Genomic DNA, 13,211 nt, shown 5'->3' on the forward strand with positions numbered 1-13,211 from the left:
GTTTCCTTTGCGTTCGAGTAAAGACACCGCCACCGGCGACGTCAACGCTCGAGCCGCATTACATGCCGGCGAGAACCGGTCATGCCGGCGTCGTGAAAGCCGCGCGCCGCAAACATGTCGCGAAACCCCATGAAACGGTAGCTCGGCGATGCCTCGCCCACCGGATAGGCCTCAATGATATGCGCCCCCTTGGCGAACGCGTGGTCAATGGCCGCATCGAGCAATGCGGAAGCAAAACCGCGGCCGCGCAAAGCCCTTGGCACATAAAAGCAGACGATCGACCATACCCCTGTCTCGCTGTCGTCCTGCCGCTTTGAAAGCCTTCGGTAGGTTTCGCGCGGCGCGACCGAACACCAGGCAACGGTCTTGCCGTCGATCTGGGCGAGGATGCCGACCGGCCTGCCGGCATCGATAAGTGCCATCATCTGGCGCTTTTTCTCATCATTCGGGATGTGCTCGCGGACGGACTGCCGCCACGCCATGCACCAGCAATATTTTGGCGCACCCGGCTGCTCGAACAATATCTCGAAGTCGCCGCGTGTTGCCGGCGTCACCTCCGTGAACCGGATATCGGCAAGATCAGCTTTTTCTGGAGGTGAGCCGTTCCAGCCTTTTGGCATCCGTTAACTCCTTCACGGCGTCCCGGCCGATCCAGCGCGCCGTCTTGTCGGATGATCCGGCCAACTTTTGCGCGAGCGCAAGGGCAGGGGCATGCAGCGCCGCCGAGCGTTTGCCAATCTGCCGCAGCGCCCAGCTGACCGCCTTCCTGACGAAATTGCGCGGATCGCCGGCATGCGCCTCGATCAACGGCAGATAGGCGAGAAACGTCGCGTCCGGCTCCTGCTTCAGATGCACTGCGCTCCACGCCACCATGGCAAAGCCGGCCCGGCGCACGAACTCGCGTTCGTCGGCAGCAAACTCCTCGATCAACTCACGCCGGAACGGCGTTTCAGCAAAGAGATCCGAAACGCTGTCTACGATCTCCCATGAATCGAAATCGCCGGCCCAGCGGCGGCACTGCTCGGCCGTGATCCTTTTCGGCTCCCCGGTGAACGCCGCCACCAGCCGCGCCTCGCGAACACCGCTGTCCCACAGGGCAAGCGCCCGCTCGTGATTGCGCTTCAGCTTGCGCGCCAGCGGCCGCAAATCCGAATTGCCTACACCAAGCGCCGTCGCGGTGTTGATGCCGAACCGGGCCATGCCGGCGCGGTTTTCCTGCGTGCCGATCGAGCGCAGGTGAGCGACGATGTCGTCCGCGCTCCAGCTCGGGCAGGGCAGGGACATCTGCGTTCTACTTTTCCAGCCTCGCCAGCAGTGAGGATGTGTCCCAGCGCCTGCCGCCCATCGCCTGGACGTCCTTGTAGAACTGGTCGACGAGCGCCGTCACGGGCAGTCTGGCCCCGTTGCGGTCGGCTTCATCAAGGCAGATGCCGAGATCCTTGCGCATCCAGTCGACCGCGAAGCCGAAGTCGTATTTGCCTGCATTCATCGTCTTGTGCCGGTTCTCCATCTGCCACGAGCCCGCTGCGCCCTTGGAGATCACATCGATGACCTTCTCGATGTCGAGCCCGGCCTTCCTGCCGAAATGGATGCCTTCGGACAGTCCCTGCACCAGCCCGGCGATGCAGATTTGGTTGATCATCTTGGTGAGCTGGCCGGCGCCTGCCGGTCCCATAAGCCCGACCATCCGGGCATAGGCGTCGATGACGGGCCTGGCTTTGTCGAAGGCTGCCTGGTCGCCGCCGACCATGACGGTCAGAATGCCGTTTTCGGCGCCGGCCTGGCCGCCGGAGACCGGCGCGTCGAGGAACGAGAAGCCGCGCTCCTGTGCGGCATCGGCCAATTCGCGCGCGACCTCGGCCGATGCCGTGGTGTTGTCGATGTAGACGGCGCCCTTTTTCATGGCCTGAAAGGCACCGTCCTTTGCCGTCGTCACCGAACGTAGATCGTTATCATTGCCCACGCACGAGAAAACAAAGTCCTTGCCTTCGGCAGCCTGCGCCGGCGTCAGGGCGAGAGCGCCGCCATGCTGGGCGACCCATTGCTCGGCCTTTGCCCCGGTGCGGTTGTAGACGGTGACGTCGTGGCCGCCCTTGTTCTTCAGATGCGCGGCCATGGGATAGCCCATGACGCCAAGACCGAGAAATGCCACCGATGCCATGGCTTGTTCCTTCCGACGGGAGCAAAGATTGCAGTTGCGGAAGGTCTAGGCCATGCGGCGGATTCGTCAAGGCGCGCGCCGAGCCATCGACTGGCACAGATCAGGTAAGCTTACCGTTTCAGGTGAATGGTAATCCGGCGCTCGATCCATTCGACGCCGTGGCGCAGGATCTCGACCATCACCAGATAAACGATCGCCACCCAGACATAGGCCTGGAAGTCGAAGGACTTGGCGTAGGCGAGTTTCGCATTGCCCATCAGGTCGTAGACGGTGATGATGGCGACGATCGCGGAGGCCTTGATCATCAGAACGAGTTCATTGCCGTAGGGTCGCAAGGCCACGATGATCGCCTGGGGCAGAATGACCTTGCGCAGCGTCTGCAGCTTGTGCAGGCCGAGCGAAGCGGCGCCTTCCCACTGGCCCCTTGGAACGCTCTCAATGGCGCCGCGCAGGATTTCGGCCTGATAGGCGGCCGTGTTAAGCGCAAAGGCGAACACGCCGCAGTTGAAGGCGTCGCGGAAGAACCACCATAGCCCGACCGATTCGAGCTGCACGCGGAAAGAACCGACCCCGTAATAGACCAGATAGACCTGGACCAGCAGCGGCGTGCCGCGGAAGAAATAGACGTAGCAATAGGCGGGCCACGACAGCAACCGGTTGTTCGACATGCGGCCATAGGTGACGGGCAGCGACAGGATGGCGCCGGCCACCATCGACACAGCCACCAGCGACAGGGTGGTTCCAAGTCCCTGCAGATAGGCCGGCGCATATCGTGCGAAGAACTCGCCGTTCCACGCGGAGACCAGATAGGCCAGTATGCCGAAGCCGAAGAGGATCCAGAGGCCGACGAGTGCGTATCCCACGATACGGGCACGCGGCCAGCCGCGCGCCGGCGGCGGCGGCCGATCGACGGCAATGGTGTCGGTGACGCTCATCGCGCTTCCTTCTGCCCGAGCGACCGCAAGATGAAGCCGGTGGCGATCGAAGACAGGATTGCCAGGATGAGAAAGACCAGCGCCGCGACGCTGTAGAACAGGAACGAATGTTTGGTGACGCGCGCCGCGACGCCCGCATTGCGCAAGGTCTCGGCGAGGTTGACGACCGAGACCAGGGCTGTGTCCTTGAGCAGGCTGAGCCAGCAATTCTCGAGACCGGGGAAGGCGATGCGCAGCAATTGAGGCAGGATCACCTTGCGCATGGTCAGCCACTTCGACAGACCGATCGCATAGCCGCCCTCATACTGGCCCTTCGGAATGGCGCGAAAGGCCGAAAGGAATACCTCGCTGGCATAGGAAGAGAAGATCAGCGAGAGCACGATCATGCCGGCGATGAAGCTGTCGACATCGATCGTCGCCTCGGGCCTGAAGAAGCGGATTATGTATTGCAGCAGGATGGGCATGCCGAAGAAGAACAGGAAGAGCGTCACCAGCTCCGGAAGGCCGCGAAACATGGTGGTGTAAATGTTCGCGGCCAGCCGCAGCGAAGGCTCTTCGGATTGCTTTGCCCAGGCAATGAAAAAGCCGATCGTCAGGCCGATCGGAAGCGTGGCGAGCGCCAGCGCGATGGTGACCACCGCGCCATAGGCGATATCGTCAAGCCAGCCATTGGGTCCCCAACTGAGAAGTGTCCATATGCTTTGGGCTGGCATCGAGTGGTGTTATCTCCAGAGCTCCCAGATCGGGTAAGGCGGCAGGGAGACCCTGCCGCCCTTGGAGGTGATTATCAGGACTCGGCGCCGTAGACGTCGAACTTGAAGTACTTGTCGTTGATTTCCTTGTATTTTCCGTTGGCCCTGATGGCGTCGATCGCGGAATTCAGCTTGTTGACCAGATCGGTCTCGCCCTTGCGCACGGCAATGCCGGCGCCAGGTCCGAAAATCTCGACCGGCTGCGGCGAGGGCTGGCCGAGGATCTTGCAGCAGGCACCGTCAGGCGAATCCAGCCACTGCTGCAGCACCACGATATCATCCTCGATGGCGTCGAGGCGGCCGTTGGCCAGGTCCGCCTGTTCCTCGGGGCTGCTCGGATAACCCTTGATCGTGCTGTCGGTGTAGGTCTTCGAGGCATAGTTGAAATGGGTCGTCGTGGTGGCCACGCCGATACTCTTGCCGGCGAGGTCCTCCTTGGTCACGCCCTTCAGCGTCGAATCCTTCGGCACGGCGAGCGCCGAGGGCGTGTTGTAGTATTTGTGAGTGAAGTCGACCTTCTCGGCACGCTCCGGTGTGATCGACATCGAGGCCACGATGGCGTCGAACTTGCCCGCCTGCAGCGCCGGGATGATGCCGTCCCAATCCTGGGCAACGAAGGTGCACTTGACCTTCATCTCGTCGCAGAGCGCCTGGGCGATGTCGATGTCGAAACCGACGAGCTTGCCATCGGAAGTCAGGTTGTTGAAGGGCGGGTAGGCGCCCTCGGTGCCGATCCTCAGGGTCTTTTCCTGGGCCTGGGCTACGCCGAGCGTCAGCAGCGCGGCCGAAGCGGCGAGCGCGATACGCAGTGCAATACGCATAATGATCCTCTCTTTATGGTCCCGGCCGTCGTTCCGAAACGGCTCTGTGGGGGCGGTGCTTTTGACCGCCCGCTGGCCCGATACTCCCACTCTTTCCAAGAAAAAAGCAACTGCAAAACCACGAAAATCGGCAATGTCCTTCTGCCGTTACGTTACTTCTCAAGGAACGAGGCCGGTCGCGCGCTCGACGAAGTCGGCTATCGATTTCACGTCGTCGAGATCGAACACCGGCAGGCTTTTGTCCTCGATGACGAAGTCGGCCGCAATGGCAACGATCCCGGGGTCACCCGCCGAAAGCGGCGTCCGGTCCTTCGCCTCCAGGCGCCGGGTTTCGATCTTGCGGTGGGCTTCGCGCTTGTAGCCTTCGACCAGCACGATGTCGGACGGCGCAAGCCGCGACAGGATGGCTTCCAGCGCCGGCTCATCCTCGCCGCGCAATTCGTGCATCAGCGCCCAGCGATTGGCGGAGACGATGGCGACTTCCATGGCTCCTGCCTGCCGGTGGCGAAAGCTGTCCGCGCCCGGCTTGTCGATGTCGAAATCATGATGGGCGTGCTTGACGGTCGAAACCCTCCAGCCGCGCCCAACGAGTTCCGCGACCAGTTTCTCAGTCAGGGTCGTCTTGCCGGAGTTCTTCCAGCCGGTGATGCCGAAGAGGCGCTTGTTCATCTCAGATGCTCTGCAGCAACCGCGCCGCCTTGGCAAGATCGTCGGGCATGTTGATGTTGATCGGCCGCCGTGGCCAGCCGCTTTCGAGCCGCAGCAAGGTCTTGTCGCCGCCGCCCCTGCATCTGGATTGAACGCCGGCCAGCATCAATCCCGCAATATCTCTCACCATCATCGAGCCCGTGCGCCTTCGCGAAAATTCCCCGCGAGCCTCTTATATGCCGTCCGGGGCCATGGCAGGACCAGTGCTTTCCGCGACGATCCTGCGCCGGCCGACGACGCGCTCACGATAAAGCGCGTAAAGGCCGGAGCCGACGATTGTGCTGGCGCCGATGATCATTGTCATGTCGGGGACATCGCCGAAGACCAGCAGGCCGAGCACAATGGACCAGAGCAGCGCCGTATAGCGGAACGGCGCTATGAAGGAAATCTCGCCCGAGCGCATCGCCATGATGATGAATTGATAGCCGATGAGCACCAGCACTGCTGCGAGCGCCAGCAGCGCAGTGGCTTTTCCCGTCATCGGTGTCCAGCCGCCCATCGGCGACAGCAGCAGCGCGCCGACCACCGTCATGGCCAATGCCGTTGCGGTGGAGACCAGCAGCGTGGGGATAGCCTGCGGAATCCGCTTGGTGGCGAGGTCGCGCACTGCGCAGCAGGCGACGCTGGCCAGCGCCACGAGCGAAAACATGCTGAACCCCTCGAAGCCCGGGCGCACCACGACCAGCACGCCGGCAAATCCAACGGCGATCGCCAGCCAGCGGCGCCAGCCGACCGCCTCGCCGAAGACAAGGGCCGCGCCCATTGTCACGGCCAGCGGCAGTGCCTGCAGGACGGCCGAGACGCTGGCGATCGGCAAATGGGCAAGCGCGACCAGGAAGGTCACCGTCGCGCCGGCCTCGGCAAGGACGCGCAGCGCCACCAGTGGCTGCAGCATCGAGCGCGGCCGGACCAGCGCGCCGCGCTGCCAGGCAAGCAGGCCGACGAAGAGCGAGGCAAATGCGCCTCTGATCAGCATGACCTGCGCCATGTTCATCGACTGCGACGAATATTTGGTGATCGCGTCATTGAGGGTGAAGCCGGCCATCGCCACCACCATGAACAACGCACCGCGAAGATTGGGAGAAAGGGGCAAGATCTCTACCGGTTCTGCTTTGAAAAAAGCCTGTAGCAGCCGGGACCGAAACAGCAACGACAAAGGGCTGGGCCACGGCCTTGATCGCGGCCCAGAATTTCAACCGCGGATGACCGGCCTTACTTCTTCGGCGTTAGCACCTCGGTGCCGCTGCCGTCTTTGCCGGCGATCGTCCACAGGCCGTGCAGCGAGCCGTCGTCATCCATCTTGTAGACGACAAGGCCGATCTCCTTGCCCAGGACATAGCCGGCCGAGAAGGCGTTGTCGTTGCGCATGCAGATGCCGTCCGAGGACGAGCCGCCGGTTTCCCAATGGATCGTGCAGGTCGTGCCGCTTGTCAGCGTGATGGTTGCTTCGCCGCCATAGGCCGAACCATCGAAATTGGTGCCGGCGACATCGTAAGTGCCGCCGATGGATTGCGCCGCCGCCGGCATGGCGGCGAGGCCGAGCAAGGCAACAGAAAAGATGAATTTGCGCATAATGTTTTCCCCACGGAGCGAAAGCCGCTACCGGATGGAAGGCTAGGCGCGAAAACGGCTGGGGTAAATCAGGCGGGCATCCGCCGGCGGAGATTTATTGCGGCATGGCCGCAATAGTCACGGTCCCTCGAGGCTGGCGGCGATGGCGCTGACCAGCGGGTCGTATTTCGACTTCACGGCCGGCGGATATTCGATCCAGACGGTGCGGATGACGCCGTCCTTGCCGAACAGGCGGCGCTCATAAAAGATGTTCCCGGCCTTCAGCCCCGAAAGCACGGCCCAGTTCTTTCCCGTCCTGCTGTAGGTGACCTTGTAACCCGCCTGGGTGCTTGTCTTCTCGGCCGCAACGAAGCTCTTCGGCGTGTCGTTGTCGATATTGAGGATGCCGGAACAGATCAGGCTGGCGCCGTCGGGCGCGAGCCATTGCTGGCCGTCGCCATTGTCCGGTTCGGGCTGGCGGTCGGTGAAAACATCATCGGGAAAGGTGCAGACCGTGCCGAATCGCTCGTTGGTGTAGGTGAAAGGAGCGGCAGCCGACGGGATTGCCGCGATCGCCGCAACGAATGCCAGTACCGAGCGCGCGCACTTCATTCCATTCCTCCAGCAGTCAGCCGGAAGCGATCCTGCACCAGATCCGTGGGAAAATCAGCCGCCGGTGACGCTCATATGCCGCGACACGGAGGGGCGGCTGGTGCGACGGTCGATGATGAAATCATGCCCTTTCGGCTTGCGCCCGATCGCCTCGTCGATCGCCGCGCCGACCAGATCGTTGCCTTCGGACGCACGCAACGGCTCCCTGAGATCGGCGGCATCCTCCTGGCCCAGGCACATAAAGAGCGTGCCGGTGCAGGTCAGCCGGACGCGGTTGCAGCTCTCGCAAAAATTATGGGTCATCGGCGTGATGAAGCCGAGCCGGCCACCGGTTTCCGCGACATGGACATAGCGGGCCGGACCGCCGGTCTTGAACGGGACGTCAGTCAGCGTGAACTGGCGCTCCAGCGAGGCGCGCAGCAGCGACAGCGGCAGGTACTGGTCGGTGCGGTCGGCGTCGATCTCGCCCATCGGCATGGTTTCGATGACGGTCAGGTCCATGCCGCGGCCATGCGCCCAGCGCATCATCTCAGGCAATTCGGCGTCGTTGAAATCCTTCAGCGCCACGGCGTTGAGCTTTATCTTCAGCCCCGCCGCCTGCGCCGCATCGATGCCGGCCATGACCTTGCCGAGATGGCCCCAGCGGGTGATTGCGTGGAACTTGTCGGCATCAAGCGTGTCGAGCGAAACATTGATGCGCTTGACGCCGCAATCGGCGAGCTCGGCAGCAAAACGCGAAAGCTGCGAGCCGTTGGTGGTCAGCGTCAGTTCTTCCAGCGCGCCGCTTTCGAGATGACGCGACAGCTGACGGACCAGGTGCATGATGTTCTTGCGCACCAGCGGCTCGCCGCCGGTGAGACGCAATTTGCGCACGCCTTTTGCGATGAAGACGCTGCACAGCCGGTCGAGTTCCTCGAGCGACAGCAGGTCCTTCTTGGGCAGGAAAGCCATGTCCTCGGCCATGCAATAGGTGCAGCGGAAATCGCAGCGGTCGGTGACCGACACGCGCAGGTAGCTGATCGTGCGGCCGAAAGGATCGATCATGTCCATGCGTGAAGCGTTTCCCGTGGCTGTGAACGACGGCGTTATATATCGCTATGTGATACGATCCGGCCTGTCGTTCAAGATAGCCGCTCTCGATCTTTGGTAACATTCCCCGACCGACACCGGATGTCGGCTGCCTGGTACGGGCTTTTCCAATCCGGCGAAGCGGCGTAGGGAAGGGCGGTTCGAAACGGAAAAACACCATGACGGCGCCGAAGGAACTGCGGGTCTCCAAAGACCGGAAACTGCTCTCCGTGACCTTTCCCGGCCACCAGCCATTCGAGCTGCCGGCCGAGCTGCTGCGCGTCGCCTCGCCGTCGGCCGAGGTGCAGGGCCATTCGCCGGACCAGCGGGTGACCGTTCCCGGCAAACGCGATGTCGCCATCCTCAAAATTGAACCGGTCGGCAACTACGCGGTCCGCATAACCTTCGACGATTTCCACGACACCGGGATCTTCACCTGGAATTACCTGCACACGCTAGGCCACGAGAAGGACGCGCGCTGGAACGCCTACCTTGCCGAGCTTGCGCAAAAGGGTCTCAGCCGCGACCGTTAGCCGGCGGGCGTCGTCAAGATGTCATGGAGCGGGAGTAGGGGCGGCGGATCGGAAGACGAGACAATGTCCATCATAACCACAGTCGAACAGCTTGAAACGCTCTATGGCCTGCCCGGCGAAGCCTCGGTGGTCAAGGAACTCGACCACGTCATTCCCGAATACGCCGCCTTCATCGAGGCCTCGCCCTTCGTCGCGCTGGCGACCAGCGGGCCGGAAGGGCTGGATTGCTCGCCGCGCGGCGATCTCGCCGGCTTCGTGCGCATCGTCGATCCGAAAACCCTGATGATGCCGGACCGGCGCGGCAACAACCGCGCCGATTCGCTGAAAAACATCATTCGCGATCCCCGCGTCGGGCTGCTGTTCCTGGTGCCGGGCTCCGGAACGACGCTGCGCATCAACGGCCGCGCGCGCATCACCACGGATGCCGCGCTCTGCGCGTCGTTCACGGTCGACGGCAGGCCGGCACGCTCGGTGAGCGTCATCGATGTCGATACGGTCTATTTCCAATGCGCCCGCGCCATCGTGCGGTCGGAACTGTGGAACCCGGAAAGGCATGTCGATCCGAAATCCCTGCCGACGCCAGGAAAGATCCTGGAGATCACCAGCCGCAGGAACATCGACGGCGAAACCTATGACAAGGAATGGCCGGAGCGGGCAAAAAAGACGATGTGGTGATCCGCCGGACCGCAATGGCGGTCAGGCGTCCTTCAACACCTCGTAGATCTTGCGCATCTGCTCGCCGATCATGTCGCACTGCTCCGGCGTCGACTGGCTCATCGCTTTCTCGATCAGCGCCATGTGCACCTTCAGCGCCTGCATCAGCAGCGCCTCGCCGGCTTCGGTGAGGGCCAGCCGCAGTATGCGCTTGTCCTTCTCGTCGCCTTCGCGGCGCAGCAGGCCGCGAGCCTCAAGCTGCGGCAACAGCATGGTGATGTTGGAGCGGCCGACGAGCAGCTTGCGAGCGAGATCGTGCTGCGACATGCCGGGATGGCGGTAGAGATTCATCAACACATCGAGCTGCGCGGGCTTCAGATCGAGCGGCGCCAGCTTCACGGCAAGCGTGCGCTCCAGCACATGGCAGGCGCGCGCAACCGCGACCCAGTTGCGAAACCGCGGGTTGTCCCAAGGCAGCTCTTGTTTATTGTTCATCTTTGAACTATTATGTTCATGCTTGAACGTATGGATGGATTCCCACTATGGCATCATTCGGACTGAAGGTCATCCGGGGTGTATTCGGGGTCGCCGAACATGTCGCCCCCCGCCTCACTGGGCGCGCCGCATTCGAGCTGTTCTGCCGTACGCCGAACGCCAGGGTGCTGAGCGAGGGCGAACGCCGTGCCGTCGACCGCGCGGCAGATTTCATGGCTGAAGCGCGGCATCACCGGCTGAAAGCCGGATCCGGCTGCGTCATGGTGCATGAATTCCGTCCGGAGCCGGGCAGGGCGTCCGCCGGAACGGTTCTCGTCGTTCATGGGTGGCGCTCGCGCACCGAATATATGCGCATGCTGATCGAGGGCTACCGCGCCGCCGGCTACAGGGTCGTCTCGCTCGACCTTCCCGGCCACGGTCAATCGCATGGCCGGCGGTTGAACATGGTCAATGCCGTGGATGCGGTGCGAATCGCGGGCGAATGGTTCGGCCCGTTCGCGGCGGTGGTCGGTCATTCCTTCGGCGGCGCCGTCGCCGCCAATGCAATCGCCGGATCGATCAGGAACATTGCGCCGCTGGCGGCCGGGCGCCTGGTGCTGATCGCCGCGCCCAGTTCATTGCCGGCCATCTTCGCCGACTTCAGCCGCATGCTCAATGTCGGTCCGCGCTCGCAGGCCGCCATGGCGGACCGTGTCGAATATCTTTCCGGCCGGCCGCTGCACGAATTCACCGGCGATCGGCAGCTTGCCCAGGCGCCGGTGCCGACGTTGGTCATCCACGCACCCGACGATCGCGAAGTCTCGGCCGATCATGCCTGGCGTTATGCCGGCGCCGGTGACCATGTGTTGCTCCACTGGGCCGAAGGGCTCGGCCATCGCCGCATCCTGGCGGACAAGGGCGTGGTGGAACGCGCCGTCAGCTTCGTGGCCGCGCACCGGGAGCCGTCGCTGCTCCATTGAACCGCAATCAGGGCTGTTTCTTCTTCTCGCCGGGTTCCACCGGCAGTCCGGCCGCCTTCCAGGCGGTGTAGCCGCCAAGGATATGCTTGACCGGCGACAGCCCCATGTCCTGCGCGGTCTTGGTGGCGAGCGCCGAACGCCAGCCGCCGGCGCAGAAGAAGACGAAGCTCTTTCCCGAAGCGAAGAACGGCTTGTGGTAAGGGCTCTCGGGATCGATCCAGAATTCCAGCATGCCACGGGTGACATGTTTGGCGCCGGGAATCCTGCCGTCGCGTTCAATCTCGCGAGGATCTCGCAGGTCGACAAAGATGGTGCCTTCGTCCTCGATCAGGGCTGCCGCTTCCTCGGGCGAAAGCACTTCGATCTCGGCATTCGCCTCATCCAGCAGTTCGCGATAACCCTTTTTCACCGTCCGATCCTCCCGGCCCGTTTAGACTGGCGCTCCGTCCGTTCGGATTTCGAGCACAACGCCCGGCGTTTGTCATCCCGCGTCGGTACCGGCTATCATCTTCCAGGCGGCCATTGCCCCCTCCACGGTTGCCAGCAGGGCCGCATGCGAAGCACCGTCGCGCGCCTGGATCGACATGCCGTGTTGAACCGTCGCGAAAAAGGTCGCGGCGGCTTCGCAGTCGAAACTCCTCGGCAATTCGCCCTCGGCCACGCCACGCTCCAACCGCCTCTGCAAGGCTGCGTGGTTTTCGGCGCGCCGACGGCGCAGGTCGTTGCAGATGGCGCCGCGCGAGCTGTCCTGATGCAACGCGCCGAGCGTGACCAGGCATCCTTGCGGGCGGTCGGTCTGCGAATAGGCCTTGGCGGTCTGACGCAGGAAAGCCTCGATCGCCTCACGTGCCGTTGGCGCCTCGTCCAGCGCGGTCCAGATGTCCGTGCCTTCGGCCTGCGTGTAAAACTCGGTCGCCTCGAGGAAGAGCGCTTCCTTGCTGCCGAAGGCGGCGTAGAGACTTGGCGAATTGATGCCCATCGCCCCGGTCAGGTCGCTTATCGACGTGCCTTCATAGCCCTTGACCCAGAACACCTCCATCGCGCGCCGCAGGGCGGCGGTTCTGTCGAAGGTGCGGGGGCGGCCTCGTTCCGGCATCATGCTCTTTCTGTGCTGATCGATACATAATTCAGTTGACGGGGCCGGACAAGCCTGACATCTATTTATGTATCGATCGTTACAAAAAGGAGAATGCAATGTCATCGAACCGTCTGAGCGGCAAGGCCGCGCTCGTCACCGGCGGCAGCCGCGGCATCGGCGCAGCGATCGCTCGCAAGCTGGCGGCAGACGGCGCCAGCGTGGCACTGACCTATGTCAATGGCGAGGAGCAGGCCCGTGCGGTGGTCGGCGAGATCGAGGCCAATGGCGGACGCGCCATCGCCATCAAGGCCGACAACCGCGACGCCGCGGCGGTCGCGAGGGCGGTCGACGATGTTGCTTCTGCCTTCGGACGGCTCGACATATTGGTCAACAGCGCGGGCATCTGGCGCGCCGCGCCCATCGACACCCTGTCGCTCGCCGACTTCGATGAAACCATGGAGGTCAACCTGAGAGCGCCGTTCGTCGCCTCCAAGGCCGCGGTGGCACATATGGGCGAGGGCGGCAGGATCATCTCCATCGGCAGCAATCTGGCGGAGCGTGTGACCGACACAAGCCTCAGTGCCTATTCCGCGAGCAAGGCGGCGCTGGTCGGACTAACCAAAGCCCTGGCACGCGACCTCGGTGCGCGCGGCATTACCGCCAATATCGTCCATCCGGGCTCGACGGACACCGACATGAATCCGGCAAGCGGTCCGCATGCCGAGCATCAGCGGGAAAAAATGGCCACACCGCGTTTCGGCGACGCCGATGAGGTCGCCGGCATGGTCGCCTGGCTCGCCGGTCCCGAGGGGCGCTTCGTGACCGGCGCCGCGCTGACCATCGATGGCGGCGCCAACGCCTGACGTCGCCCGCCTGCTTCGACG

Annotated in this window: 18 protein-coding genes and 1 pseudogene; 4 read left to right on the forward strand and 15 right to left on the reverse strand. The window is 63.2% G+C overall.

All coding sequences use genetic code 11. The annotated features are described in order from the left end of the window. Positions 1-41 precede the first annotated feature (41 nt). The 12 genes and pseudogenes from FJ426_RS10640 to moaA all read right to left on the reverse strand — a co-directional run bounded on the left by FJ426_RS10640 (position 42) and on the right by moaA (position 8,590). Positions 42-620: a GNAT family N-acetyltransferase gene (locus tag FJ426_RS10640; RefSeq protein WP_140525214.1), complete on the reverse strand. Its 579-nt coding sequence runs from the start codon at positions 618-620 to the stop codon at positions 42-44. Further along, complete coding sequence (locus FJ426_RS10645) at positions 580-1,284, reverse strand: DNA alkylation repair protein (protein ID WP_140525213.1); 705 nt, start codon at positions 1,282-1,284, stop codon at positions 580-582. The genes FJ426_RS10640 and FJ426_RS10645 overlap by 41 nt, the downstream gene beginning before the upstream one ends. A gap of 7 nt (positions 1,285-1,291) precedes the next feature. Next, positions 1,292-2,161 carry an NAD(P)-dependent oxidoreductase gene (locus FJ426_RS10650; protein WP_140561229.1) on the reverse strand — a complete coding sequence of 290 codons (870 nt, stop codon included), beginning with the start codon at positions 2,159-2,161 and terminating at the stop codon, positions 1,292-1,294. Between the two features lie 110 nt (positions 2,162-2,271). Continuing rightward, on the reverse strand, positions 2,272-3,096 hold the full coding sequence (locus tag FJ426_RS10655) for an ABC transporter permease (RefSeq protein ID WP_140498633.1): 825 nt from the start codon (positions 3,094-3,096) through the stop codon (positions 2,272-2,274). Then, positions 3,093-3,809, reverse strand: a complete 717-nt coding sequence (locus FJ426_RS10660; protein WP_140498632.1) for an ABC transporter permease — start codon at positions 3,807-3,809, stop codon at positions 3,093-3,095. The genes FJ426_RS10655 and FJ426_RS10660 overlap by 4 nt, the downstream gene beginning before the upstream one ends. 74 nt (positions 3,810-3,883) lie before the next feature. Further along, positions 3,884-4,669 (reverse strand): ABC transporter substrate-binding protein, encoded by a 786-nt coding sequence (locus FJ426_RS10665; RefSeq protein WP_140498631.1) that lies wholly within the window; start codon positions 4,667-4,669, stop codon positions 3,884-3,886. Positions 4,670-4,828: 159 nt separating this feature from the next. After that, complete coding sequence (mobB, locus tag FJ426_RS10670; protein ID WP_140561227.1) at positions 4,829-5,338, reverse strand: molybdopterin-guanine dinucleotide biosynthesis protein B; 510 nt, start codon at positions 5,336-5,338, stop codon at positions 4,829-4,831. A 76-nt stretch (positions 5,339-5,414) separates the two neighbouring features. Continuing rightward, positions 5,415-5,507, reverse strand: a pseudogene (locus tag FJ426_RS32165) (molybdenum cofactor guanylyltransferase MobA); the annotation flags it as partial. Positions 5,508-5,549: 42 nt separating this feature from the next. Next, positions 5,550-6,470: a DMT family transporter gene (locus FJ426_RS10680; RefSeq protein WP_140557186.1), complete on the reverse strand. Its 921-nt coding sequence runs from the start codon at positions 6,468-6,470 to the stop codon at positions 5,550-5,552. 119 nt (positions 6,471-6,589) lie between these two features. Continuing rightward, positions 6,590-6,949: a hypothetical protein gene (locus FJ426_RS10685; RefSeq protein ID WP_140498628.1), complete on the reverse strand. Its 360-nt coding sequence runs from the start codon at positions 6,947-6,949 to the stop codon at positions 6,590-6,592. A gap of 117 nt (positions 6,950-7,066) precedes the next feature. Beyond that, complete coding sequence (locus tag FJ426_RS10690; RefSeq protein ID WP_140561226.1) at positions 7,067-7,540, reverse strand: hypothetical protein; 474 nt, start codon at positions 7,538-7,540, stop codon at positions 7,067-7,069. A gap of 54 nt (positions 7,541-7,594) precedes the next feature. Continuing rightward, a complete protein-coding gene (gene moaA / locus FJ426_RS10695) occupies positions 7,595-8,590 on the reverse strand; it encodes a GTP 3',8-cyclase MoaA (protein WP_140762039.1) in 996 nt (331 codons plus the stop codon). A 197-nt stretch (positions 8,591-8,787) separates the two neighbouring features. Between moaA and FJ426_RS10700 the strand changes: the two genes are divergently transcribed. Beyond that, positions 8,788-9,141: a DUF971 domain-containing protein gene (locus tag FJ426_RS10700; protein WP_140498625.1), complete on the forward strand. Its 354-nt coding sequence runs from the start codon at positions 8,788-8,790 to the stop codon at positions 9,139-9,141. A gap of 63 nt (positions 9,142-9,204) precedes the next feature. Continuing rightward, on the forward strand, positions 9,205-9,816 hold the full coding sequence (locus tag FJ426_RS10705) for a pyridoxamine 5'-phosphate oxidase family protein (RefSeq protein ID WP_140584423.1): 612 nt from the start codon (positions 9,205-9,207) through the stop codon (positions 9,814-9,816). 21 nt (positions 9,817-9,837) lie between these two features. On the opposite strand, the gene FJ426_RS10710 is transcribed toward FJ426_RS10705, so the two are convergent. Next, positions 9,838-10,290, reverse strand: coding sequence for a MarR family transcriptional regulator (locus FJ426_RS10710; protein ID WP_140548466.1), 453 nt, complete (start codon positions 10,288-10,290; stop codon positions 9,838-9,840). 47 nt (positions 10,291-10,337) lie between these two features. On the opposite strand from FJ426_RS10710, the gene FJ426_RS10715 reads away from it, so the two are divergent. Continuing rightward, positions 10,338-11,249, forward strand: a complete 912-nt coding sequence (locus FJ426_RS10715; RefSeq protein ID WP_140825202.1) for an alpha/beta fold hydrolase — start codon at positions 10,338-10,340, stop codon at positions 11,247-11,249. Between the two features lie 7 nt (positions 11,250-11,256). On the opposite strand, the gene FJ426_RS10720 is transcribed toward FJ426_RS10715, so the two are convergent. Beyond that, positions 11,257-11,658, reverse strand: coding sequence for a rhodanese-like domain-containing protein (locus FJ426_RS10720; RefSeq protein ID WP_140548470.1), 402 nt, complete (start codon positions 11,656-11,658; stop codon positions 11,257-11,259). Between the two features lie 72 nt (positions 11,659-11,730). After that, the gene (locus FJ426_RS10725) at positions 11,731-12,345 is read right to left on the reverse strand and encodes a TetR/AcrR family transcriptional regulator (protein WP_140825208.1); all 615 of its coding nucleotides are present in this window, start codon (positions 12,343-12,345) and stop codon (positions 11,731-11,733) included. 98 nt (positions 12,346-12,443) lie between these two features. On the opposite strand from FJ426_RS10725, the gene FJ426_RS10730 reads away from it, so the two are divergent. Then, the gene (locus tag FJ426_RS10730; protein ID WP_140825203.1) at positions 12,444-13,190 is read left to right on the forward strand and encodes an SDR family oxidoreductase; all 747 of its coding nucleotides are present in this window, start codon (positions 12,444-12,446) and stop codon (positions 13,188-13,190) included. Positions 13,191-13,211 lie beyond the last annotated feature (21 nt).

This window comes from Mesorhizobium sp. B2-6-4 (assembly GCF_006441495.1).
In the GTDB taxonomy this organism is placed as follows: Bacteria; Pseudomonadota; Alphaproteobacteria; order Rhizobiales; family Rhizobiaceae; genus Mesorhizobium.